The sequence below is a fragment of the Corynebacterium macclintockiae genome (genome assembly GCF_027570165.1).
GTDB lineage: Bacteria > Actinomycetota > Actinomycetes > Mycobacteriales > Mycobacteriaceae > Corynebacterium > Corynebacterium macclintockiae.
In genome coordinates, this window is the sequence record NZ_JAKMUV010000001.1 from 111,648 (window position 1) to 133,154 (window position 21,507).

Here is a 21,507-nt window from a genome sequence, read left to right on the forward strand (position 1 = left end):
GTCTACCGATCTTCCCGCTATTGATCTCCGCGCAAACGGTGGCTGCCCCGGCGGGTTCGGCTGCGGCGGGCGAACCAGCGGCCGTCCTCGTGCTTAACTTCGATTGGCTGGTGGAAGGTACGGGTCAGGTTCTCGCTGGTCATTACGTCTTCCAGGATTCCCTGGGCGACGACTTCCCCTTCGTCCAGCAGCAGCGCGTGGGTGAATCCCGGTGGGATTTCCTCTACGTGGTGGGTGATCATCACGATCGTCGGGGAGTCCGCGTCCGCCGCTAGATCGGACAGCAGCGCCACCAAGTCCTCGCGACTGCCGAGGTCCAGCCCCGCACCTGGCTCGTCCAGCAGCAGCAGTTCGGGGTCGTTCATCAAGGCGCGGGCGATCAGCACCCGCTTGCGTTCGCCCTCGCTGAGGGTCCGCCAGGTCTGTTCGGCCAGGTGGTAGGCGCCGACGCTTTCCAGGATTTCGATGGCGCGCTCGTAGTCCATCTCGTCGTAGTCTTCGCGCCAGCGGCCCATCACGTCGTAGCCGGCAGAGATGACGATGTCCGCGACCTTCTCCTCCCCCGGCACGCGCTGCGCCAGCGCGGAGGAACTCATGCCAATCGCGGTGCGCAACTCACGCAGATCCACCTTGCCCACTTGTTCGCCCACCAGCTTCACCGTGCCAGTGGTCGGGAACATCTGTGCCGAGGCCAGGCGCATGAGGGTGGTTTTGCCTGCACCGTTCGGGCCGACGATGATCCAGCGCTCGTCCAGCTCTACCTGCCAGTCCATCGGCGCCAGGATCGCCCGCCCGTCGCGTACGACGGATACGCCGCGCATGTTGATGATCAGGTCGTCTTCGTCGACCTGGGCGGTTGCCGGGGTGGAAATCAGGTTCGTCACATTGTCGCTCACTCCCCCATGGTGCCTCATAATCCGCGCGAAGTGTGCCAACAACATAGGCTTGCTGTGTAAGCACCAACACCAACTGCCTACGGATTCACCAACTGCCATTTGAAGGAGCTTCCCCCATGACCGGCCGCCTCGGCATCGACCACATCTCCCCCGTTATCTCCCACGGAGCTACCCCCGCCAAGGCCATCGTCGGCCAGGTCTTTCCGGTCAGCGCCAGCGTCTGGCGCGAGGGGCACGATGCTATATCTGCCACCCTTGTCGTCCGCCGCCCCGCCGGCGCCGAGGGCGGTCGCGCGAAGATCACCATGTCGCCCGACCCTGATGACGTCGACCGTCGCCATGCCGTGTTCGTTCCTGATGTGCCGGGTATGTGGACCTTTCGTGTTGACGCCTGGTCGGATCCAGCCGCCACATGGTTCAACGCAATCACCAAGAAGGTAGCCGCGGGCCAGGATGCACAAGCCCTGGCGAACGATTTTGAGGTCGGCGCGCGGCTGTTCGAGCGGGCGTCGGAAAAAGCTTCCCGTAAGCACCGCGAGCTGGTGGCCTCCGTTCCGGGACAGCTGCGTGATGAGTCCTTGAGTGTCGACGAACGCCTTGCTACCGCCCTGTCCGCGGAGGTGCGCGAAGCATTGGAGAAGCGCCCGCTACGCGACCTGCTGACCCGTGGCCTGGAGTTCCACGTGCTGGTGGAGGAAAAGACCGCTGGTGTGGGCGCGTGGTATGAGATGTTCCCCCGTTCCACCGGCGGTTGGGATGCCGAGGGCAACCCGGTGCACGGCACTTTCGCCACCGCAGCTGCCGACCTGCCGCGCATCGCGGGCATGGGCTTCGACGTGGTGTACCTGCCGCCGATCCACCCGATCGGCGAGATCAACCGTAAGGGCAAGAACAACACTCTGACCCCCACCCCGGAAGACGTCGGCTCTCCGTGGGCTATCGGCTCCAAGGATGGCGGACACGAGGCCGTCCACCCGCGCCTGGGCACTGTCGCGGACTTCGAGGACTTCGTCGCGGCGGCCAACGACCAGGGGCTGAAGGTGGCCCTGGATCTAGCGCTGCAGTGCGCCCCCGACCACCCGTGGGCGCAGCAGCACCCGGAGTGGTTCACCGTACTGCCGGACGGCACCATCGCCTACGCGGAGAACCCGCCGAAGAAGTACCAGGACATCTACCCGCTGAACTTCGACAACGACCCCGAGGGGCTGTACCACGCAGTGCTGAAGGTCGTGCGCCTGTGGATCGGCCGCGGCGTGCGAATTTTCCGCGTGGATAATCCGCACACCAAGCCCGCGAATTTCTGGCAGTGGCTGATCGCCGAGATCCACGCCACCGACCCGGACGTGGTCTTCCTCTCCGAGGCCTTCACTCGCCCGGCGCGCCTGTACGGCCTGGCCAAGGCCGGTTTCACGCAGTCCTACAGCTACTTCACGTGGAAGACCACCAAGGCAGAACTGGAAGAGTTCGCCGGGGACATCGCCAACTACGCCGACGTATTCCGCCCGAACTTGTTCGTCAACACCCCGGACATTCTGCACGAATCCCTGCAGACCGGTGGCCGGGCGATGTTCGCCATCCGTGCTGCCCTGGCCTCCACCATGTCCCCACTGTGGGGCGTGTACTCCGGCTTTGAGATCTACGAATCCACGCCGGTCCACGCAGGTTCGGAAGAGTACCTGGACTCCGAGAAGTACGAGCTGCGCCCGCGCGACTACTCCGTCGACAACTGCGCTGAATGGATCAGGGATCTGAACCTATGGCGTCAAGAAAACCCGGCACTACAGCAACAGCGCACCCTGCGCTTGCACGAAACGACGAGCGACGACCTCATCGCGTATTCGAAGGTCGACGGTGTGACCGGCAATGCGGTCCTGGTTGTGGTGAACCTGAACCCGAACGCGATCGTCGAGGGATCCGTGAACCTGGATACCGAGGCTCTTGGCCTGGGCAAGCCGGAAGACGCGCACTTCGAGGTCACCGACCTACCGACCAACCAAACCTACACCTGGGGCGCCAACAACTACGTGCGACTGGACCCGGATTTCCAGGTGGCGCACATCTTCCGCCTGCCCACCCTTGGTGAGGGTGAGCGCGAGCGCGTTTGCATGCGAGCCCAGGAAGAATACGATCCCCGCAGGTAGAATCGTCGAGTATGAACCACGATTACCACCGGCTCGCAGAACGTAGGCACCACGCTCCACACGATGTACTAGGAGCACACGACGACGGCGACGGAACCACCACCATCCGTACCGTGCAGTGCGGGGCGGAATCCGTGGCCGTACGCATCAACGGTGGCGAGCCTCTGCCGATGGCGCCGGCGGAGGAATACCCGGCGCTGTTCAGCGTGAACGTGGACTACTTCGTGGACACCTACACCTTCGAAGTCACCTGGGCCGGTGGCAACACCTCCACCCTGGAGGATCCCTACCGCCACCTGCCTACGGTTGGCGACCTGGATCGTTACCTCATCGGTGAGGGTCGCCACGAAGAGCTGTGGAAGGTCCTCGGCGCGCACCCCGTGGACGGCGGCGTGGCGTTTTCCGTATGGGCACCGCACGCCGCGGGCGTGTCCGTGATCGGCGACTTCAACGGGTGGAACGCCAACCAACACCCCATGCGTGCGTTGGGCAGCAGCGGCATCTGGGAGCTGTGGCTTCCGGGGGTAGGCGCCGGCGCCCGCTACAAGTTCTCCATCACCACCGGTGACGGCGTGCGCCTAGATAAGGCCGATCCGATGGCGCGCCTGGCCGAGCCCGCCCCCGCTACCGCCTCCATCGTGGTGGCTGACAGCGAGTTCACCTGGTCCGACGACGAATGGATGGCTCACCGCGCCGCGACCGGCGTTGACGAGACCATGAGCATCTACGAGATGCACCTGGGCAGCTGGCGCAAGGGGCGCAGCTACCGGGACCTGGCCGTGGAGCTGGTGGAATACGTACAGAACCTGGGTTACACCCACGTAGAGCTGATGGGTGTGTCCGAGCACCCCTTCGAACCCTCGTGGGGCTACCAGGTCACCAGCTACTACGCGCCGAACAACCGCTACGGCGGGCCGGACGATCTGCGCTACCTGATCGATTCCCTGCACCGCGCCGGCATCGGCGTGATTATGGACTGGGTTCCCGGGCACTTCCCCAAGGACGGCTGGGCGCTGGGCCGCTTCGACGGCGAGGCCTGCTACGAGCACCCCGATCCTCGCCGCGGCGAGCAGCCGGACTGGGGCACCTACGTCTTCGACTTCGGTCGTAACGAGGTCCGCAACTTCCTGGTGGCCAACGCTTTGTACTGGTGCAAGGAGTTCCACATCGACGGCCTGCGCGTGGATGCCGTGGCCTCGATGCTGTACCTGGACTACTCTCGCGACGACTGGCTGCCCAACGAGTTCGGTGGACGCGAAAACCTGGATGCCGTGGAGTTCCTGAAGGAAATGAATGCCACCGTGCACCGCGAATGCCCGGGCTCGCTGACGATCGCCGAAGAGTCGACTTCCTGGCCCGGCGTGACAGCCCCCACCCACGAGGGCGGCCTGGGATTCAGCCTGAAGTGGAATATGGGCTGGATGCACGACAGCCTGGAGTACATCCAGCGCGACCCGGCCTACCGCAGCTACCACCACAACGAGATCACGTTCTCCATGGTCTACGCCTACTCCGAGAACTATGTGCTGCCGATCAGCCACGACGAGGTCGTGCACGGCAAGGGCACCCTGTGGTCGCGCATGCCCGCCGATTCCGCCTGGGACAAGGCCGCCATGGTGCGCAGCTACCTGGCTTTCATGTGGGCGCACCCGGGCAAGAAGCTGCTGTTCCAGGGACAGGAATGGGGGCAGACTAAGGAGTGGAACGAGTCCCGCGGCCTGGACTGGCAGGACATGGAAGGCTGGGAGGGCGAATACCACCGCGGCCTCAGCGCCCTGACTAGCCAGCTAAATAAGCTCTACCACTCCGAGCCCGCGCTGGGACAGGACCACTCCCCGGAGGGCTTCCAGTGGATCGCCAGCGACGACTCGACCAATAACGTTCTTTCCTTCATTCGACGCCACCGTGGGCGCGAACTGGCGTGCGTCGTTAACTTCTCGGGCACAACCCAGGAGAACTACCGCATCGGCCTGCCGCGGGCCGGAACGTGGCGCGAGGTACTGAATACGGACGATGTGCAGTACGAGGGCGCCGGGCGCGTCAGCGGTGATCTGCACACCGAAGACACCGGTTCGCACGGCATGGCCACTTCCGCCGTGCTGCAGATCCCGGCGCACTCCGCGCGTTGGTTCGTGCTGGAGGGCTAAGCCCGGCTCAGCACTCGCGGCCACGGCGGCGAGTGTCGCGCCTGAGGTGGCGAGCGTCAGCGCCGGTGCTTGCGCCGCCCGCGCGCCTGGCTGGCGATGGCGTCTAGAACAGCGCGGAGGCCATGCGGGTGCGCCCGGCGATGACCTCCGGGTCCGCCGGGTCGAAAAGGCTGAATAGCTCGAGCAGGCGAGCCTTCGCCTGCTTTTTGTGATCCGCGCTTCCCTCGGCGGAGGGGCGCAGCTCCTCGATCAGCAGGTCGAAAGCCTGGGGCTTGTCCCCGGCCAGCAGCAGACGATCGGATTCCGCGAACTCGTCCCCGCCCATGGACAGTCGCTGCATCAACAAGGCGTTGGCACGCGCCGCGCGGGCCTCGGCTACGAGCTCTTCGTCGGCCTGTGCGGGGTGGGCAAGGATGGCGTCATACTCCTCAATGGCGCCCGCATAGTCCTCTTGCTCTAGCTTCTCGGCGGCCGCAACCAAGCGGGGATCGCCTGCGTCCGGATCTGGGTTAGCAGCGTCCGCGCCCGCACCAACGCCACCGCCGGTCGCGTTGGCCGGGTCCTCCTCCGGCGCCAGACCGCGCAGTTTGCCGTCTACAGCCTGCACGACCGCATCGACCCAGCCGTGCAGCTGGGCGGCGGGCTGGCCACCCTCGAAGTTGGTCAGCGGGCGGCCAGCGGCCAGCGCGATGACGGTCGGGATCGCCTGCACGCCGAAGGCCTGAGCGACCTCTGGGGTGGCATCCACATCCACATAGCGGAACAGCCACTTTGTGGGCGCCTGCTGGGACTCGGCCAGGTTGGTGAAGTCCTGGCGCATCTGCTCCGAAGCCTCCGAGCGGGTGGAGCCGAGCAACACCACCACCGGCACCTGGGTAGAGCGCACCACCAGGTCAAACTCGAAGTTTTCCGGGGTGATCGTACTAACGAAAGTCACAGGCCCTGCAGCGCCCGGGGCGCCTGCGCTCGGCTGACCTGCGCTCGGCTGGCCGGGTGCTCCCTGCGCCCGTGCAGTCTGAGCCGCCTGAGCCGCCTGGGCCGCCTGAGCTTGTGCGGCCTGCGCCTGCGCGCGCTGCTCAGCTTGCTGCTTAACCGCACCCAGATCCACAGCCCCGGCCACGAAACGCGACGGAGGGATATTGGAAGGATTAGTCACCTTGAAGTGTCCTTTCTGCTTGGCAACCCACGCACCGCGCGGGCGAAAATGATCGCCGGTTTAAGGCCAAAGCTGGCTTTCTAGAAAAGCCGCAGTTCCGAGGAATCCGTTCCCCGCATTGCTTCATAGTCCAGGGTAACGCACCGGAAACCGCGATCCTCCGCCAGTGTGCGGGCCTGCGGCTTGATCTCCTGCGCGGCGAACACGCCCTGCACCGGGGCTAGGAGTTCGTCGCGGTTCAACAGCTCCACGTAGCGGGTCAACTGCTCCACGCCGTCGATGCCACCGCGGCGCTTGATCTCCACCGCCACCGTGGCGCCCGTCGAGTCCTTGGACAGGATGTCCACCGGACCAATCGCCGTCGGGTACTCGCGGCGGACCAAAGAGAAGCCTTCGCCCAAAATCTCGATCTGCTCCGCCAGTAGCTCCTGCAGGTGCGCCTCCACGCCATCCTTAACCAGACCCGGGTCCTCCCCCAGGTCGTGCTCCGTATCTGAGAAGATCTCGAAGATCTGGATTCGCAGCTGCTCCCCCTTTGGATTCGTGACGATCCACAGCTGCTCGACCCCTTCGTTCTCTAGTTCCGAATACTCCGTAGGGGCGTCACCACCATCAAAAGAGTTAGCCTCGACAACCTCGAGGGAACACGGCGGCATCATCCAGTTGAGCGGTTTGTACGCGCGATCGTCGGCATGGATCGAAACGGAACCATCAGCCTTGATCAGGATCAAGCGATCGGCGGGAGGCAGGTGAGCCTCCAGACGACCAACGTAATCGACACAGCAGCGAGCAATGACTAAGCGCATGGTTGTTCAGCCTACGCTACTGCGGCCAACGGCGAATCAATGACGGGGTATGCGGCGCTCGGAGGGCGCGGATTCCAACCACGAAACCAGGGCAGTATCGCCGGAGCTATCCAGGGCGATCTCCCAGTGAGTACTGCGGTGAACGACCTCAACGACGTGGACGTGATCCTCTAGGAAAGCCGACTCGCGCGGCGTGATGTCTCGGCGGGACACGATGCTGGTGCCCAGGCGGGTCAACACAACGTCGGAGGCGGGGCGCAGGCTACGCAACTTATAGAACTTCGCGGCCTGGCCCGAATACTTCAAAATCCCGTGGCGCCAATGCCTGCCATCGGAATTCGGCAGGCGTCGCACAACCACGGGATAGCCCTGGGAACGCAGCGTAAAAAAACGCCACAGCACAGCGATGACAACGAACAGCGCCACCGCCGCAAGGAAATACAACAACCACGCCATACATTTAACCTACAGGCATGGAGGGGTTTTAGATAAAGCAAAACGGATCTCGCTTAAGAATTAAGCGGGACCCGTTTTAAAAGGGACTTAAAAGCTAGTTCTAGCTTGCGTCCAAACGCTTCACAGCGCGCAGCTCGGACTCGGCGACGGCCTTCTCGTGCTCAGTCTCAGCGGACTGTACGCGAGCCTCGGCATCCGCAACGTCGACCTCGTTAGCCCACGTTGCAGAATCCGCCAGGATGGTGATCTTCTTGTCGGACACGGACAGGAACCCGCCCTGTACCGCCGCGACCAGCTTCTCACCGGTGTTGGTCCGAATGGTAACGACGCCGTTCTCGACCAGCTGGCCGAGCAGGGGCTCGTGACCAGGGAGCACGCCGATCTCGCCCTCAGTGGTCTGCGCGGTAACGGACGTTGCGGTTCCAACCCACAGCGGACGTTCCACGGAAACCAGTTGTGCGGCAATCTCAGCCATGTGCTTAACCCCTTACTTTTCGGTCATCTTCTTGTAAGCGGCCTCGACATCGTCCAGGCCACCCAGACCGTTGAAGGCCTGCTCCGGGTAAGCGTCGAACTCGCCGTCGCAGATGCGCTCGAAAGCATCGATCGTGTCGGCCAGCGGCACGTAGGAGCCCGGGATGCCGGTGAACTTCTCCGCAACGAAGAAGTTCTGGCCCAGGAAGCGCTCCAGGCGACGTGCGCGCTGAACGGTGATCTTGTCCTCTTCCGAGAGCTCGTCCATACCCAGGATGGCGATGATGTCCTGCAGCTCCTTGTTCTTCTGCAGGATGTGGATCACGCGCTGGGCAACCTCGTAGTGACGCTCGCCGACGATACCCGGCTCGAGGATTCGAGAGGTAGAGGTCAGCGGGTTCACTGCGGGGTAAATACCCTTCGAGGCGATGGAACGATCCAGCTCGGTGGTCGCATCCAGGTGGGCGAAGGTCGTAGCCGGTGCCGGGTCGGTGTAGTCATCGGCCGGCACGTACACGGCCTGCAGGGAGGTAATAGAACGACCCTTGGTCGAGGTAATACGCTCCTGCAGCACACCCATCTCATCAGCCAGGGTGGGCTGGTAGCCCACGGCGGAAGGCATACGACCCAGCAGGGTCGAAACCTCAGAGCCGGCCTGGGTGAAACGGAAGATGTTGTCGATGAACAGCAGCACGTCCTGGTTCTGAACATCGCGGAAGTACTCCGCCATGGTCAGACCGGACAGAGCCACGCGCATACGGACTCCCGGCGGCTCGTCCATCTGGCCGAACACAAGCGCGGTATCCTGCAGCACGCCCATCTCTTCCATTTCCAGGAAGAGGTCGGTGCCCTCACGGGTACGCTCACCAACACCGGCGAACACGGAGGTACCGGAGAACTCACGGGCAATACGGGTAATCATCTCCTGGATGAGAACCGTCTTACCCACACCTGCACCACCGAACAGGCCGATCTTGCCGCCCTTCACGTACGGGGTCAGCAGGTCGATGACCTTAATACCGGTTTCCAGGATCTCGGTCTTACCCTCGAGCTGGTCGAATGCCGGCGGCTCGCGGTGGATGCCCCACTGCTCGCCGTCGCGGCCCAGGCCCGGCTCGTCCAGGCAGTCGCCCAGGGCGTTGAAGACGTGGCCCTTGACGACGTCACCGACGGGCACGGAAATCGGCTTACCGGTGTCGGTGACCTCTGCACCGCGGACCAGGCCGTCGGTGGGGGCCATGGACACGGCGCGCACGAGGTTGTCCCCGAGGTGCTGTGCAACCTCCAGGGTGATGGTCTTTGCCACTGCCTCGAGGTCAACCTCGACGGTCAGTGCGTTGAACAGTGCTGGCTGCTGGCCACGCGGAAACTCCACGTCGACGACCGGGCCGATAACTCGCACGACGCGGCCCGCAACAGCCGATTCAGCGGAAGGCTGAACCATGTTTGCTGTAGTCATACTTAATCACTTTCTCCGCTATCGGCGAGCGCGGATGCGCCACCGACGATCTCTGTAATTTCCTGGGTAATCTGGGCCTGACGAGCCTGGTTGGCAACTCGGGAGAGCTGCTTGACCAGGTCGGTTGCGTTGTCGGTTGCGGCGCTCATCGCGGTACGACGCGCTGCGGATTCCGACGCCGCAGACTCCAGCATTGCTGCGAAGATGCCACGGGAGACATACTGCGGCAGCAAAGCCTTCAACAGGGTGTCCGGGTCGGGTTCGAAGTCGTAGTCGGCGGAGACGTGGTCGGACTTATCCGAAACCAGGTCCTCACCGAGTTCGAGCTTCTCTTCCTCAACCACAGTCTCGATCGGCAACAGTCGGTGTGCCTCTGGCGTCTGGCTCAGCATGGATACGAAGCGGGTGTACACGATGTGTACCTCGTCGAATCCCTGAATACCCTGACCCTCTTCCACATTGAGGCCCTCGCGCCACTTGGCGGTTCCTTCGGAACCGGCGATAAAGCCATCAATCAGGTGGCGGCGAACATCGTGGGTAGCTGCGTAGTCGGGATCCTGAGAGTAGCCCGACCAAGAGCCTGCGATGTCCTCGCCACGGAAGTTGTAGTAGGAAATTCCCTTGTTACCAGAGACGTACAGAACAACGTCCTTGCCTTCGTTCTCCAGGCGCTTGCGCAGCTCTGCAGTCTTCTTGAAGACGTTGTTGTTGTAGCCACCGCACATGCCACGGTCACTTGAAACCACGAGGATCGCAGCTCGGGAAGCGTCTGCCGGCTCCTGCAGGATCTTGTGATCCAGGGTGCTGGCGGAAGCCAGGCGCTGAACCACGCGGGTGATTTCATCCGCGTAGGGCTCGGCCTCGTCAACGCGTGCCTGGGCCTTGGTGATCCTCGAGGTGGCGATGAGCTCCTGGGCCTTCGTGATCTTCTTGGTTGAGTTCACGGACTTGATGCGTGTCCTCAGCTCGCGAAGACTAGCCATAACTATCGCCTCCCTTCTGTTTCATTAATGTTCTTGGTGGTCACTGTGCTCACTTACCTTCCGCAGTTACTTTGCTTTGCGGGAGACAGTGATCTGAGACTTCGAGACCTCGTCGTCGCTGAGCGGACGAGCCTCAGGCTCGTTGATGACGGGGGTGCCATCGGTGGTCTGGAAGCCCTGCTTGAAGTCGCGAACAGCACCGGCCAGCTCGGCCTTGGACTCGTCGTTGAACGGGGTGCCACCCTTGATCTGCTCGTACACACCGCTGTGGTTAGCGTGCAGAGTCTCCAGCAGCTCGGCCTCGAAGCGGCGAACGTCCTCGACCGGAACGTCGTCGAACTCGCCCTCGCCAGCCAGGTAGATGGAAACCATCTGATCCTCGACGGACTGCGGCTGGGTTTCCTTCTGCTTCAGCAGCTCGACCAGGCGCTTACCGCGCTCCAGCTGTGCCTTGGAAGCCGGGTCCAGGTCGGAAGCGAAGGCTGCGAAGGCCTCCAGGTCGCGGTATGCGGCCAGGTCCAGACGCAGGGAGCCGGAAACCTTCTTCATACCCTTGGTCTGTGCGGCGCCACCAACACGGGAGACGGACACACCAACGTTGATAGCCGGTCGGACGCCCTGGTTGAACAGGTCGGACTCCAGGAACACCTGACCGTCGGTAATGGAAATAACGTTGGTGGGAATGAAGGCGGAAACGTCGTTTGCCTTCGTCTCGATGATCGGCAGTGCCGTCAAGGAACCGCCACCCAGCTCATCGTTGAGCTTCGCAGCGCGCTCCAGCAGACGGGAGTGCAGGTAGAACACGTCACCCGGGTAAGCCTCGCGGCCCGGCGGACGACGCAGCAGCAGGGAGATCGCACGGTAGGCCTCTGCCTGCTTGGTCAGATCATCGTAGATAACCAGAACGTGCTTGCCCTGGTACATCCAGTGCTGACCCAGTGCGGCGCCGGTGAACGGTGCCAGCCACTTGAAGCCGGCGGAGTCGGATGCCGGTGCTGCCACGATGGTGGTGTATTCCAGCGCGCCGTGGTCCTCCAGGGTCTTCCGGATCGAGGCGATCGTGGAGCCCTTCTGGCCGACGGCAACGTAGATGCAGCGAACCTGCTGCTTCGGGTCGCCGGTTGCCCAGTTGTCGCGCTGGTTCAGGATGGTGTCGATGCAGACCGAGGTCTTACCGGTCTTGCGGTCGCCAATGATCAGCTGGCGCTGACCACGGCCAATCGGGGTCATTGCGTCGATAGCCTTGATGCCGGTCTGCATCGGCTCCTCGACGGGCTGACGCATCAGGACGGAGGGCGCCTGGAGTTCGAGGGCGCGTTCTTCCTCGGACTCGATGTCGCCCAGGCCGTCGATGGCCTGACCCAGTGGGTTGATAACGCGGCCGAGGAACTTCTCCCCGACCGGGATGGACAGGACCTCGCCGGTCCTCTTGACCTCGTCGCCCTCCTTGAGGGTCTCGAAGTTACCCAGGATCACGACGCCGACGGTGTCGGTGTCGAGGTTCTGTGCGACGCCAATCACGCCGCCTGGGAACTCGAGTAGCTCGTTAGCCATCACAGAGGGCATGCCGCTTACCTGGGCAATACCGTCTGCAGCCGCCGTGACCACGCCGACCTCCTCGCGGGAGGCCTCCGGGGAGTAGCTCGAGGTGTAGTTCGCAATCGCGCTACGGATCTCGTCGGAGGAGATCGTCAGCTCCGCCATGTTCTTCCTGCTCTCGGTTTCGTCTTCCAGCATTTACTATCTTGCTCGGTCTTTTTAGTCTTAAATTCTGACTGTTTCGCTGTGCCCGTGGCGTCTTTTTATTGACGCCCTAAGCGATCGACGCGCGGAGGCGCCGCAGGTTACCTGCAGTGCTGCCGTCGATAACTTCGTGCCCAACGCGGATCACGGCACCGCCGAGGAGGCTGGTATCAACCTCGGAGTGGACCGCAATCTTGCGACCGTAAATCTTTTCCAGCTTGTCCGACAGAGTCGACTTCTGCTGTTCACCCAAGGCAGCTGCGGAACGGACGCGCGCTACGGTGCGCCCTTCCAGTGCGGCTACCTCTTCCGTCAAAGAGTCAAGCTCCTCGACTGGACGCTGGCGCAGTCGGCCAATGGCCTGCAGCGCCAGAGCCTCGGTCGTAGAGGTGACCTTTCCGTACAGAACCTTGGCCAGCAGGTCGCGGCGAGCATCCGGGGATGCGGCGCGGTCGGCCAGCTTCAGCTCCAGCTCCGGCTCGCGCTCGATGACTCGAGCCAGCTGGAACAGTTCTTCTTCGACGCGGTCCTGCTGCCCCTGGGCGTCGGCGGATCGCAGCAGGGCCAGGCGGCCCAGCTTGACTAGTCCGTCGCGCAGATCGCGAGTGTTGGACCACGTCTGGGATACAGCAGCAGACACGATTTCTTCCGTCGAGGCAGATACCTTTCCGCCGAGCAAGCTCTTGGCCAGCTGCGCGCGGGTGTTGGCATCCCTCGCCGGATCGATCAGCGCGACACGCAGGCCGCGGTCACTGTCGAGCAGATCGACAACGTCGAAAAGCTCGGTGCCGGTGGTTACACCGGTGCCCACTTTGTCGGAGGTCTCGTTCAGACCCTGGTCCAGGGTCTTTTCGAGGCGCTCAATTGCCTCTCGGCTCGCTGCGTGCATACCGATCACTTCCCGGATGCGCCGACGTTATCCAGTCCGGCGAGGAAGTTATCGATGGTGCCCGAGCGCTTTACGTCGTCCGACAGCTGCTCGCCCAGCAGGCGCTCAGCCAAGTTGATGGAGTTCTCGCCCATCTCCTTGCGCAGATCGGAAACAACAGCGGAACGCTGTGCCTCGAGCTGCTTGTGTCCCGACTCGACGATACGGTTGGACTCTTCGGTTGCCTGAGCCTTCATGTCCGCAATGATCTTCTGGCCCTGGGAACGGGCGTCATCGCGAATCTGGGCGGCCTCAGTGCGTGCCTCAGCAAGCTGAGCGTTGTACTTCTCCAAGGCAGCCTTAGCCTCTGCCTGGGCGGATTCGGCGCGCCGAATGCCACCCTCGATCTGATCCTCGCGCTGATTCAGCACTTCCTGGAACTTCGGAAGTACGAACTTCCAGAAGACAAACAGGATGACTGCAAAAGGAATGATGGACCAGACGATGTCGTACAGCGGAGGAAGCAGCGGGTTTACCGACTCCTCCATTGGCAGCTTCTCAGCTGCTAATAAAAAGGTGTTCGTCATAGTCTCCAGCTTTCGATTCTGGTGCGGTGGTTAGAAAGTGCTCTTAACGAGCGGCCAATCGCACTGAAATTAGAACAGGAAGCCGGCGACGAAGCCGATCAGAGCCAGAGCCTCGGCGAAAGCGATACCCAGGAACATGGTGGTGCGCAGCTGGCCGGCCATCTCGGGCTGGCGAGCCATAGCCTCAGCGGTCTTACCTGCAACGTTACCCACACCGATGGCGGAGCCGATAGCAGCCAGGCCGTAGCCGATGGTGCCGAAGCCCTGGAACTTGGTGGTGGTGTCCTGCGCGATGAGGAAGATGTCGTTCATTTGGTTTCCATTACCTTTCTGAGAACCAGCCGGTTGCAGCTTTTCTGTTGTTGTCCGGCTTGGTCATTTTGAGTACTTAAAAGGGGCGAATTAGTGCTCGTCTGCGTGGAGGGACAGCTCGATGTACACGGAGGTCAGCAGGGCGAAGATGTATGCCTGCAGGAAGATCACCATGAGCTCGAACAGGGTGAAGGCGATCGCGAAGATAATCGTGCCGCCAGCAGCCGCAGTCCAACCGCTCATCTGCCAGAAGAAGAAGTTCGTGGCACTGAACAGCATGACGAGGATGATGTGTCCAGCCAACATGTTCGCCATCAGACGAATCGTCAGCGTTACCGGACGGAGGACGAATGTGGAGAATGCCTCGATCGGCGCCACGATGAAGTGGAGCCAAGAAGGCAAACCAGGAATGATCAGCGAGGACTTGATGTACTTGCCGAAGCCATAGCGCTTCACACCCGCGTAGATGAATGCGATATACGCAACTACAGCCAGCACCAGTGGCAGACCCACTCGAGCGCTGGCTGAAATGTTCATGAACGGAATGATCGTCGACATGTTGACGGCAAGGACGGTGAAGAAGATTGCGGCGATGATCGGTAGGAACCGGCGCCCCTCCTTCTTGCCCAAGACATCCTCCGCAATGTGAATCCGAACGAAGTCCAAAAAGTACTCAGCAACGTTTTGCACGCCGCTCGGAATCAGCTTCGGCTTCCGCATTGCAAAGAAGAAGAATGCGGAGACCAGAAGAATCATCACAATACGGATGACCATGAGGCGGTCGAGCGCAAACGCTCCACCAGCAAACTCACTGAACCACAGGTGGTCGCTATCCACTTGCCCCGGGAAGAATTCGTGTTCCAATGAAGGTACGTGGAATTCGCCCTTCATGGCCAAGGTTGTTACGCTCAGCGTTCTCTCCCGTGATTGGGCCGCAAGATTGCATTGAATCACTGCGGTGCGATGGAGGTCTCTTTTCGAAGAGTTAGGCCGATATTGAGGGACTCCGTCGCACGTCCCTACATAATCAGCCGGTGCCGTATCTACTGTTCACACATACGTGTGCCAATAAAAGGCCCGCTAAAACAATATCAGTATTGATTCACTAATCGCTAAGCGAGACGCGCCGTGGGTCCCCCCACTTGGTCGTGTTATCCAACCTTTTTGGTTGAACAATGTTTTGCTTCCTGCCAGTGCCTCCGAGCAGCGCCAAAGATTGACTACCGGCTCTCGACCGACTATCAACCAGCTATCTACCGGCTAGCTGATATAGAGCTTCTGCGTACGGGTGACGGCCAGGGTTTCGATGACCAGCACGGCCAGCATACTCAGCATAACGGTCACGGTCAGGGCCGGAGTGTCGTAGAAAGTCTTGTCCTTCAAGAAGAACAGAATTCCCAACAGCAGCGCAGCTTTGACGATCCAGCTGCCAAGGATCAGCCCCATCGTGGCGGTGGGCGAAGTATTGGAGCTAAACAGCACAATCACCACAGTCAGCAGCATGAATCCGCCGCCGACTAACCAGCCAATTCCGGCTCCCCACAGACCGGCGGTGCCGCTAATCAACCACCACACCAGCAGCGAAAGCACTCCCAGCACAATCAGCGCGAGCGCGCCAGCGCGCATTGCTGCTTTTAGCGGAGCCGCGTGGTCGGCGGCCTCGGATACGTCGTTGAGCTCGGGCAACTCTGCGGCCCCGTTGTTCTCAGTCGCGTCACTCATGGCGATTAGCTTACCTGAGCCGTGTTTGACTTCCGATTCTCCCGCCATAGCGGCACGATCGTCGCCACAGTAGCCAGGACAACCAGCACCCCGAAGGAGATTGCCATTACGTGCAGGGGCAGCACGGTCAGTCCCACTGCGCCAAAGGCCACTACCCCAACCCAGGTGTACAAAACCAAAACCACGCGCTTCTGGGTGTGGCCAATGCGTAGCAGCCGGTGGTGCAGGTGCATCTTGTCTGGCGAAAAGGGGCTCTTGCCCTGCGACACGCGTCGCACCACTGCCATCACCAGATCCAGCAGCGGGATAGACAGGGCGGCCAGCACCACGATCATGGGCGACAGTAGTGCCAGCATGTCGGCCGGACCGTACAGCGCGGCGTTAATGCGCCCGGAAGCCGACGTGCAGGCCGCGGACAACAACACCCCGATCAGCATCGCACCGCTATCCCCCATGAAGATGCGCGCGGGCGAGAAGTTATGTGGCAGGAATCCTAGGCAAATGCCCACCAACGCGGCGGAGATGATGGCCGGCGGATAGGCGGCTACCGTGCCACCTTGGTCGTGCAGAATCGTAAGCGAGTAAATCAGGATCGTGCCCGCCGCGATTGCTCCCAGTCCCGCGGCCAGCCCATCCAGCCCGTCGACGAAGTTCATGGCGTTGACGATCGTCACGGTCAACAGCGCGGTCAGGATGGTGGACTGCACTTGATCCAGAATCAACGTAGTGCCGTCCCCGAAGGGGAGGTAGATCAGGTACCAGCTCAGACCCATGAGGCTCATCACCACTGCGCCCACGACCTGCCCGCCGAGCTTCAGCACCCAGGAGATGTCGTAAAGGTCATCCACCACGCCCACAACCACGATGACAAAGGCAGCTATGATGACCGCCGTCATATCTGGCGTGACCGGCGGAAATCCGCGCGTCAATGCGGGCAGCTGGTTGGCTACAACAACCGCGACCACCAGTCCCGTGAACATCGCCACCCCGCCGAGGCGCGGCATGGGCACCGTGTGCATGTCACGCTCGCGCGGTGCGGCCATCCGCCCGTAACGCAAGATCAGCGATCGCACCACACCCGTGACCAGGTAGGTCACGGAGCACGCGACGAATAGCACCAGCACCAACTCGCGCAGGGGAATTCCTGCGCCGATGGTCGGCTGGGCAAGTACGTCCATTAGACGTCTCCCCGCAGCTCCGCGCTGCTCATGCCCAGTACCTCTGCTACCCGCTCGGTGGTCGCAGCGCCCTCACGCAGGATGCGCGGCCGCCCGGAGGAAAGGTCCACGATGGTGGAAGCCACGCCGTGGTGCGCTTCCCCACCGTCGATATAGGTCGTCACATCCGCACCCAACTGGTCTTCGGCCATCTGCACATTCGTCGCCGGCGGCTGGCCGGAAATATTTGCGCTAGATACGGCCATGGGCCCCGTGCGCTCCAGCAGTTCCAGCGCAATAGGCTGGTTGGGCATGCGCAGCATTACGGTGCCTCTGGTATCGCCCAGGTTCCACGGCAGGCTGGGAGCCTGGTGGACGACCATGGATAGTCCGCCCGGCCAGAAGGCCTCGACGAGCTTGCGCATGTTGTAGGTGTACTCGCGCACGAGCCCCTCGATCGTGGACCAGCTCGGCACAAGCACCGGCACGGGCATGTCGGGGCCCCGCCCCTTGGCGCGCAGTAGCGCGGCGACGGCTTCGTTGTCGAAGGCATCGCAGCCGATGCCGTAGACCGTATCTGTAGGCAGCACGACCAGACGCCCACCGGATACCGCGTTCGCCGCGGCGTCTAGCGCGGCCTCGCGGTTCTGCGGATCGGTTGCGTCTACGGTTCTCGACATAGCGGCCCTTCCTTGCTTTCTAATTACGTGCTCTACCTTAACCCCAACGCCCGAACTACTGCGGCAGCAGGGCGGTCACGAAGCGCGGTCGACCTGCCAGGTCGCGGTGTTGAGTCACTTCTGTCCACCCGCGTTCCTGCATCATCGCCGCTACCTGCGCGCCGTTCGAATCGTCGTGTTCGATACCGACGCCAGCACCTCGGCGCCCCAGCGCCTCAGCCCACTGCAGCACCCGTGGCATAAGTTCCAGCCCGTCTGCCCCGGAAAAGACCGCAGCGTGCGGGTCCGCGGCGACCTCTGGGGAAATTTCGGTGGATTCCGGGACATAGGGAGGGTTGCACACAACCACGTCCGCGGGTTCGAGGTTAGCGGTGACTGCCCCGAGAATCGCTGACAACTCTGCGGGACTATTGGCAGACAGGTCGGCTTGAATGAACCTGGCTTTAGCCTGCGGAACGAGCCCCGCGTTCTTCTCGGCCAGCTGAAGCGCTGCGCGAGAGATGTCGATGCCGATGAGGGAGATGGGGGCGTCAAAAAGAAAAGACACCCCGAGCCCCAACGTGCCGGGTCCACAGCACAGATCGACCACGCGCGGCGTGGGGCGACCGGCGAGGAACCGCGCGGCCCATTCGGCGAGCAATTCGGTTTCGGGGCGGGGAACGAAGCAGCCGGGCTCGACGAAGAGGTCCATACCGCAGAAGGGGGCGGAGCCGACGATGTGTTGCAGGGGCTCGCGCGCGACGCGGCGGGCGATCCAAGCGCCGTATTCGGCCGGGGCGGGATCGTCGGCGCGCAGGAACAGGGTGCCGGGATCCACGGCGGCGCGGGGCGCGGACGCGGCGGCCTCGGTGGCTTCACCGGCACCAGCGACCTCGGCAGCGCCTGGCTCCGCCAGCAGGTAACGCATCAGCAGGCGCGCTTCGACCGCGGCGGAATCAATGCCCGCCGCGGCCAGCTGCGCGGTGGCCTCGCGGACTGCCTGGTTGATGGTCAACGTTCTACCCTGCCTCTGCCCCCGAGCAGTGGAAGCTAGCCTTCTGCCTCGAGGCGACGTGCGCGGTCGGCTTCCTTCAGCGCGGCGAACAGAGCCTCCAGGTCACCGCCGAGGACGGCGTCCAGGTTGTTGGCCTTGTAGCCAATGCGGTGGTCGGAAACGCGAGACTCCGGGAAGTTGTAGGTGCGGATGCGCTCGGAACGATCCATGGTGCGGATCTGCGCTGCGCGTCCCTCAGCTGCCTCTGCCTCGGCCTCTTCTTCCTTCAACTGCTGCAGGCGCGCGGCCAGAACCTGCATCGCGCGGGCGCGGTTCTGGATCTGGGAGCGCTCCTTCTGACAGGTCACCACGATGTTGGTCGGCAGGTGCGTGATGCGCACGGCGGAGTCCGTGGTGTTCACGCCCTGGCCGCCCTTACCGGAGGAACGGTAAACGTCCACGCGGATGTCCTTGTCGTCGATCTGCACGTCCTCGACCTCGTCGGGCTCCGGGTAGACCAGCACGCCCGCGGCGGAAGTCTGAATACGACCCTGCGACTCAGTGACGGGGATGCGCTGCACGCGGTGCACTCCACCCTCGAACTTGAACTCCGACCAGGCACCGTCGCGGGACGGCTGCTTGGAGCGGATAGACAGGGTCATGTCCTTCACGCCGCCCAGGTCGGTTTCGTTCAGCCCCAGGATCTCAGTGCTAAAGCCGTGACGCTCTGCGTAGCGCTGGTACATACGCGCCAGCTCACCGGCAAACAAAGCGGCCTCCTCGCCGCCTGCACCGGACTTGATCTCCATAACGATGTCATCGCCGTCGTGCGGATCGCGCGGAGCCAGCAGGTCGGTCAGCTGCTCCTCCAGCTCGCTGATTTCCTGCTCCAGGCGCTTGGCTTCCTCGGCGAATTCCTTGTCCTCAGACGCCATCTCCGCCGCAGCCTCGTGGTCTTCACGGGCCTGCTGCAGTTTCTCGTGGGTCTGGATGATCGGCTGCAGCTCGGAGAAACGCTTTCCGACCTTGCGGGCGGCCGCCGGGTCGTTGTGCAGTTCCGGGTCGCCCAGCTGCATCTCCAGGCCCTGGTATTCGGCCAGGATATCGTCGATGACTGATGGTGATTGACTCATGGTTTAATCCTCCTCGTCCTCGCCCGCCAAAGGCGCGGAGCTGGCAACCTGCAGCATGAACTCCCGGTTGGTCTTGTTCTTACGCAGCTGCTTGATCAGCAGGTCGATGGCGGCCTGCGGATCCAGGGCGGATAGGATGCGGCGGAGCTTGTGCATGATCCGCGCCTCCTCCGGGCTGAGCAGCAGCTCGTCCTTGCGGGTACCGGACGGGTTGACGTCCACGGCCGGGAAAACGCGACGCTCGGCGATCTTGCGGTCCAGCTTCAGCTCCGCGTTGCCGGTGCCCTTGAATTCCTCGAAGATCACCGTGTCGCCAGCGGAGCCGGTTTCCACCATCGCGGTGGCGATGATCGTCAGCGAACCGCCGTTTTCGATGTTGCGGGCGGCGCCCAGGAAGCGCTTCGGCGGGTACAGCGCGTTGGAATCCACACCACCGGACAGGATGCGCCCAGAGGCCGGCGAGGAGTTGTTGTACGCACGCCCCAGGCGGGTGATGGAATCCAGCAGCAGGACAACGTCCTTGCCCTGCTCCACCAGGCGCTTCGCGCGCTCGACGGCCAGTTCGGCCACGTTGGTGTGCTCCCCTGGCGGACGGTCGAAGGTAGACGCGATGACCTCGCCCTTGACGGAGCGCTGCATGTCCGTCACTTCTTCCGGACGCTCGTCGACCAGCACAACCATGAGGTAGCACTCGGGGTTGTTCGTGGTAATCGCGTTGGCGATGTCCTGCAGGATCGTCGTCTTACCGGCCTTCGGCGGGGAGACGATCAGCGCACGCTGGCCCTTACCGATCGGCATGATGAGGTCGATGACGCGCGTGGTCAGCGTCTTCGGGTCGGTTTCCAGGCGCAGGCGCTGGTTTGGGTACAGCGGGGTGAGCTTGGCGAAGTGAGGTCGCGCCGCCGCCTGCTCCGGGGTCAGCCCGTTCACGGTCTCTACCTGGTGAATCGGCGTGTACTTCTGGCGGTTACGTCCGCGGCCACCGCCGTTATTGTTGTTGTTCTTCGGGCGGATGGTGCCGGTAATCGCGTCACCGTGGCGCATGCCGTACTTGCGCACCGTGTTGATCGGCACGTACACGTCGGTCGGGCCAGCGTGGTAGCCGGTGGTGCGGATGAAGGCGGTGTTTGCGTCGGCGAAGTCGAGGATACCTGCGACCGGAGTCAGTTCCTCCGGCTTCTGGTTCTGGTTGTCCCGGTTATCCCCGTTGTTGTCGCCGCCATTGTTATTGCGGTTGTTATCGCGGTTATCGCCGCCATTGTTATTGCGGTTGTCGCGGTTGTTATCGCGCCCACGGTTACGGCGGTTACGGCGGTTGCGACGATTACGGCGGTTGCCGCGGTTGTCGTCACCGCGCTCGTTGTCACCGCGCCCGTTGTCACTGCGGTTGTCATCACCGCGGCTATCCTCACCGCGGTTGTTGTCACCGCGCTCGTTATCGGCGCGGTCGTTGCCGCGCTCGCGGTTGCTTTCTTCTGGACGCCCCTCCCGCGCCCCAGCTACCGGCGCCTCCTGCGAAGCAGGTGCCTTTTCCGGTCGCGACTTGGGGGCGGCTCCCCCGCCCCCACCGGTACCGGCAGATTCGATAGCGGCGATCAGATCACCCTTGCGTAGACCGGAGGTGCCTTTCAGCCCCTGCGCTGCTGCGATCTGGCGCAGCTCCGGCAATTTCAACGAGGCGAGGCCATTGGCTTGGCCACGAGCCAAAATATCGGACAGGCTCACAAAAGTCCTTTCACGTCTTGTGCCTTTAATGACCCTTCAAGAGCCTGCGAAGCCCCAGGATCGGCCAGACATGCGTATTCGACAACAGT

Annotated in this window: 20 protein-coding genes; 2 read left to right on the plus strand and 18 right to left on the minus strand. The window is 62.6% G+C overall.

Features of this window, described 5'->3' with window-relative positions:
* Positions 1 to 17: 17 nt before the first annotated feature.
* Positions 18 to 941 (minus strand): ABC transporter ATP-binding protein, encoded by a 924-nt coding sequence (locus L8U58_RS00450; protein ID WP_141747069.1) that lies wholly within the window; start codon positions 939 to 941, stop codon positions 18 to 20.
* A gap of 71 nt (positions 942 to 1,012) precedes the next feature.
* Between L8U58_RS00450 and L8U58_RS00455 the strand changes: the two genes are divergently transcribed.
* Together L8U58_RS00455 and glgB are read left to right on the plus strand one after the other, a co-directional pair.
* Positions 1,013 to 3,037 carry an alpha-1,4-glucan--maltose-1-phosphate maltosyltransferase gene (locus tag L8U58_RS00455; RefSeq protein WP_269954448.1) on the plus strand — a complete coding sequence of 675 codons (2,025 nt, stop codon included), beginning with the start codon at positions 1,013 to 1,015 and terminating at the stop codon, positions 3,035 to 3,037.
* Between the two features lie 11 nt (positions 3,038 to 3,048).
* The gene (gene glgB / locus L8U58_RS00460; RefSeq protein ID WP_080716593.1) at positions 3,049 to 5,184 is read left to right on the plus strand and encodes a 1,4-alpha-glucan branching protein GlgB; all 2,136 of its coding nucleotides are present in this window, start codon (positions 3,049 to 3,051) and stop codon (positions 5,182 to 5,184) included.
* A 103-nt stretch (positions 5,185 to 5,287) separates the two neighbouring features.
* Here glgB and L8U58_RS00465 read toward each other — a convergent pair whose 3' ends face one another.
* The 17 genes from L8U58_RS00465 to rho form a co-directional block, all read right to left on the minus strand.
* Positions 5,288 to 6,340, minus strand: a complete 1,053-nt coding sequence (locus L8U58_RS00465) for a tetratricopeptide repeat protein (protein WP_269954449.1) — start codon at positions 6,338 to 6,340, stop codon at positions 5,288 to 5,290.
* An 80-nt stretch (positions 6,341 to 6,420) separates the two neighbouring features.
* On the minus strand, positions 6,421 to 7,146 hold the full coding sequence (nucS, locus tag L8U58_RS00470; protein ID WP_034978427.1) for an endonuclease NucS: 726 nt from the start codon (positions 7,144 to 7,146) through the stop codon (positions 6,421 to 6,423).
* A 36-nt stretch (positions 7,147 to 7,182) separates the two neighbouring features.
* Positions 7,183 to 7,602: a DUF2550 domain-containing protein gene (locus L8U58_RS00475; RefSeq protein ID WP_034970857.1), complete on the minus strand. Its 420-nt coding sequence runs from the start codon at positions 7,600 to 7,602 to the stop codon at positions 7,183 to 7,185.
* A gap of 100 nt (positions 7,603 to 7,702) precedes the next feature.
* Positions 7,703 to 8,077: a F0F1 ATP synthase subunit epsilon gene (locus L8U58_RS00480; protein WP_034970858.1), complete on the minus strand. Its 375-nt coding sequence runs from the start codon at positions 8,075 to 8,077 to the stop codon at positions 7,703 to 7,705.
* Between the two features lie 12 nt (positions 8,078 to 8,089).
* Entirely contained in the window at positions 8,090 to 9,535 is a 1,446-nt protein-coding gene (gene atpD, locus L8U58_RS00485) for a F0F1 ATP synthase subunit beta (protein ID WP_034970859.1), read from the minus strand.
* Positions 9,536 to 9,537: 2 nt separating this feature from the next.
* Positions 9,538 to 10,518 carry a F0F1 ATP synthase subunit gamma gene (locus L8U58_RS00490; RefSeq protein WP_034979177.1) on the minus strand — a complete coding sequence of 327 codons (981 nt, stop codon included), beginning with the start codon at positions 10,516 to 10,518 and terminating at the stop codon, positions 9,538 to 9,540.
* Between the two features lie 66 nt (positions 10,519 to 10,584).
* A complete protein-coding gene (atpA, locus tag L8U58_RS00495; RefSeq protein ID WP_034970968.1) occupies positions 10,585 to 12,222 on the minus strand; it encodes a F0F1 ATP synthase subunit alpha in 1,638 nt (545 codons plus the stop codon).
* A gap of 109 nt (positions 12,223 to 12,331) precedes the next feature.
* Positions 12,332 to 13,150 (minus strand): F0F1 ATP synthase subunit delta, encoded by an 819-nt coding sequence (locus tag L8U58_RS00500; protein WP_034970861.1) that lies wholly within the window; start codon positions 13,148 to 13,150, stop codon positions 12,332 to 12,334.
* A gap of 5 nt (positions 13,151 to 13,155) precedes the next feature.
* Entirely contained in the window at positions 13,156 to 13,716 is a 561-nt protein-coding gene (locus L8U58_RS00505) for a F0F1 ATP synthase subunit B (protein ID WP_034970862.1), read from the minus strand.
* Positions 13,717 to 13,785: 69 nt separating this feature from the next.
* Entirely contained in the window at positions 13,786 to 14,028 is a 243-nt protein-coding gene (locus L8U58_RS00510) for an ATP synthase F0 subunit C (RefSeq protein ID WP_005292984.1), read from the minus strand.
* Positions 14,029 to 14,118: 90 nt separating this feature from the next.
* Entirely contained in the window at positions 14,119 to 14,919 is an 801-nt protein-coding gene (atpB, locus tag L8U58_RS00515; RefSeq protein WP_034970863.1) for a F0F1 ATP synthase subunit A, read from the minus strand.
* A gap of 369 nt (positions 14,920 to 15,288) precedes the next feature.
* Positions 15,289 to 15,750 carry a Cg1360 family ATP-synthase-associated protein gene (locus L8U58_RS00520; protein WP_051898434.1) on the minus strand — a complete coding sequence of 154 codons (462 nt, stop codon included), beginning with the start codon at positions 15,748 to 15,750 and terminating at the stop codon, positions 15,289 to 15,291.
* 5 nt (positions 15,751 to 15,755) lie between these two features.
* On the minus strand, positions 15,756 to 16,928 hold the full coding sequence (locus L8U58_RS00525) for an MraY family glycosyltransferase (protein WP_043012765.1): 1,173 nt from the start codon (positions 16,926 to 16,928) through the stop codon (positions 15,756 to 15,758).
* Positions 16,928 to 17,587: an L-threonylcarbamoyladenylate synthase gene (locus tag L8U58_RS00530; RefSeq protein WP_034970866.1), complete on the minus strand. Its 660-nt coding sequence runs from the start codon at positions 17,585 to 17,587 to the stop codon at positions 16,928 to 16,930. The genes L8U58_RS00525 and L8U58_RS00530 overlap by 1 nt, the downstream gene beginning before the upstream one ends.
* Positions 17,588 to 17,642: 55 nt before the next feature.
* Positions 17,643 to 18,581: a N5-glutamine methyltransferase family protein gene (locus tag L8U58_RS00535; protein WP_269954450.1), complete on the minus strand. Its 939-nt coding sequence runs from the start codon at positions 18,579 to 18,581 to the stop codon at positions 17,643 to 17,645.
* A 35-nt stretch (positions 18,582 to 18,616) separates the two neighbouring features.
* A complete protein-coding gene (prfA, locus tag L8U58_RS00540) occupies positions 18,617 to 19,693 on the minus strand; it encodes a peptide chain release factor 1 (RefSeq protein ID WP_034970868.1) in 1,077 nt (358 codons plus the stop codon).
* 3 nt (positions 19,694 to 19,696) lie between these two features.
* Positions 19,697 to 21,418 carry a transcription termination factor Rho gene (gene rho / locus L8U58_RS00545; RefSeq protein ID WP_269954451.1) on the minus strand — a complete coding sequence of 574 codons (1,722 nt, stop codon included), beginning with the start codon at positions 21,416 to 21,418 and terminating at the stop codon, positions 19,697 to 19,699.
* Between the last annotated feature and the right edge of the window lie 89 nt (positions 21,419 to 21,507).

What these genes read in the sequence shown, in the direction of transcription:
- L8U58_RS00450 (WP_141747069.1), bottom strand. Translation starts at nt 941, where the DNA reads ATGTTGTTGGCACACTTCGCGCGGATTATGAGGCACCATGGGGGAGTG.
- L8U58_RS00455 (WP_269954448.1), top strand. Translation starts at nt 1,013, where the DNA reads ATGACCGGCCGCCTCGGCATCGACCACATCTCCCCCGTTATCTCCCAC.
- glgB (WP_080716593.1), top strand. Translation starts at nt 3,049, where the DNA reads ATGAACCACGATTACCACCGGCTCGCAGAACGTAGGCACCACGCTCCA.
- nucS (WP_034978427.1), bottom strand. Translation starts at nt 7,146, where the DNA reads ATGCGCTTAGTCATTGCTCGCTGCTGTGTCGATTACGTTGGTCGTCTG.
- L8U58_RS00475 (WP_034970857.1), bottom strand. Translation starts at nt 7,602, where the DNA reads ATGGCGTGGTTGTTGTATTTCCTTGCGGCGGTGGCGCTGTTCGTTGTC.
- L8U58_RS00480 (WP_034970858.1), bottom strand. Translation starts at nt 8,077, where the DNA reads ATGGCTGAGATTGCCGCACAACTGGTTTCCGTGGAACGTCCGCTGTGG.
- atpD (WP_034970859.1), bottom strand. Translation starts at nt 9,535, where the DNA reads ATGACTACAGCAAACATGGTTCAGCCTTCCGCTGAATCGGCTGTTGCG.
- L8U58_RS00490 (WP_034979177.1), bottom strand. Translation starts at nt 10,518, where the DNA reads ATGGCTAGTCTTCGCGAGCTGAGGACACGCATCAAGTCCGTGAACTCA.
- atpA (WP_034970968.1), bottom strand. Translation starts at nt 12,222, where the DNA reads ATGGCGGAGCTGACGATCTCCTCCGACGAGATCCGTAGCGCGATTGCG.
- L8U58_RS00500 (WP_034970861.1), bottom strand. Translation starts at nt 13,150, where the DNA reads ATGCACGCAGCGAGCCGAGAGGCAATTGAGCGCCTCGAAAAGACCCTG.
- L8U58_RS00505 (WP_034970862.1), bottom strand. Translation starts at nt 13,716, where the DNA reads ATGACGAACACCTTTTTATTAGCAGCTGAGAAGCTGCCAATGGAGGAG.
- L8U58_RS00510 (WP_005292984.1), bottom strand. Translation starts at nt 14,028, where the DNA reads ATGAACGACATCTTCCTCATCGCGCAGGACACCACCACCAAGTTCCAG.
- atpB (WP_034970863.1), bottom strand. Translation starts at nt 14,919, where the DNA reads ATGAAGGGCGAATTCCACGTACCTTCATTGGAACACGAATTCTTCCCG.
- L8U58_RS00520 (WP_051898434.1), bottom strand. Translation starts at nt 15,750, where the DNA reads ATGAGTGACGCGACTGAGAACAACGGGGCCGCAGAGTTGCCCGAGCTC.
- L8U58_RS00525 (WP_043012765.1), bottom strand. Translation starts at nt 16,928, where the DNA reads ATGGACGTACTTGCCCAGCCGACCATCGGCGCAGGAATTCCCCTGCGC.
- L8U58_RS00530 (WP_034970866.1), bottom strand. Translation starts at nt 17,587, where the DNA reads ATGTCGAGAACCGTAGACGCAACCGATCCGCAGAACCGCGAGGCCGCG.
- prfA (WP_034970868.1), bottom strand. Translation starts at nt 19,693, where the DNA reads ATGAGTCAATCACCATCAGTCATCGACGATATCCTGGCCGAATACCAG.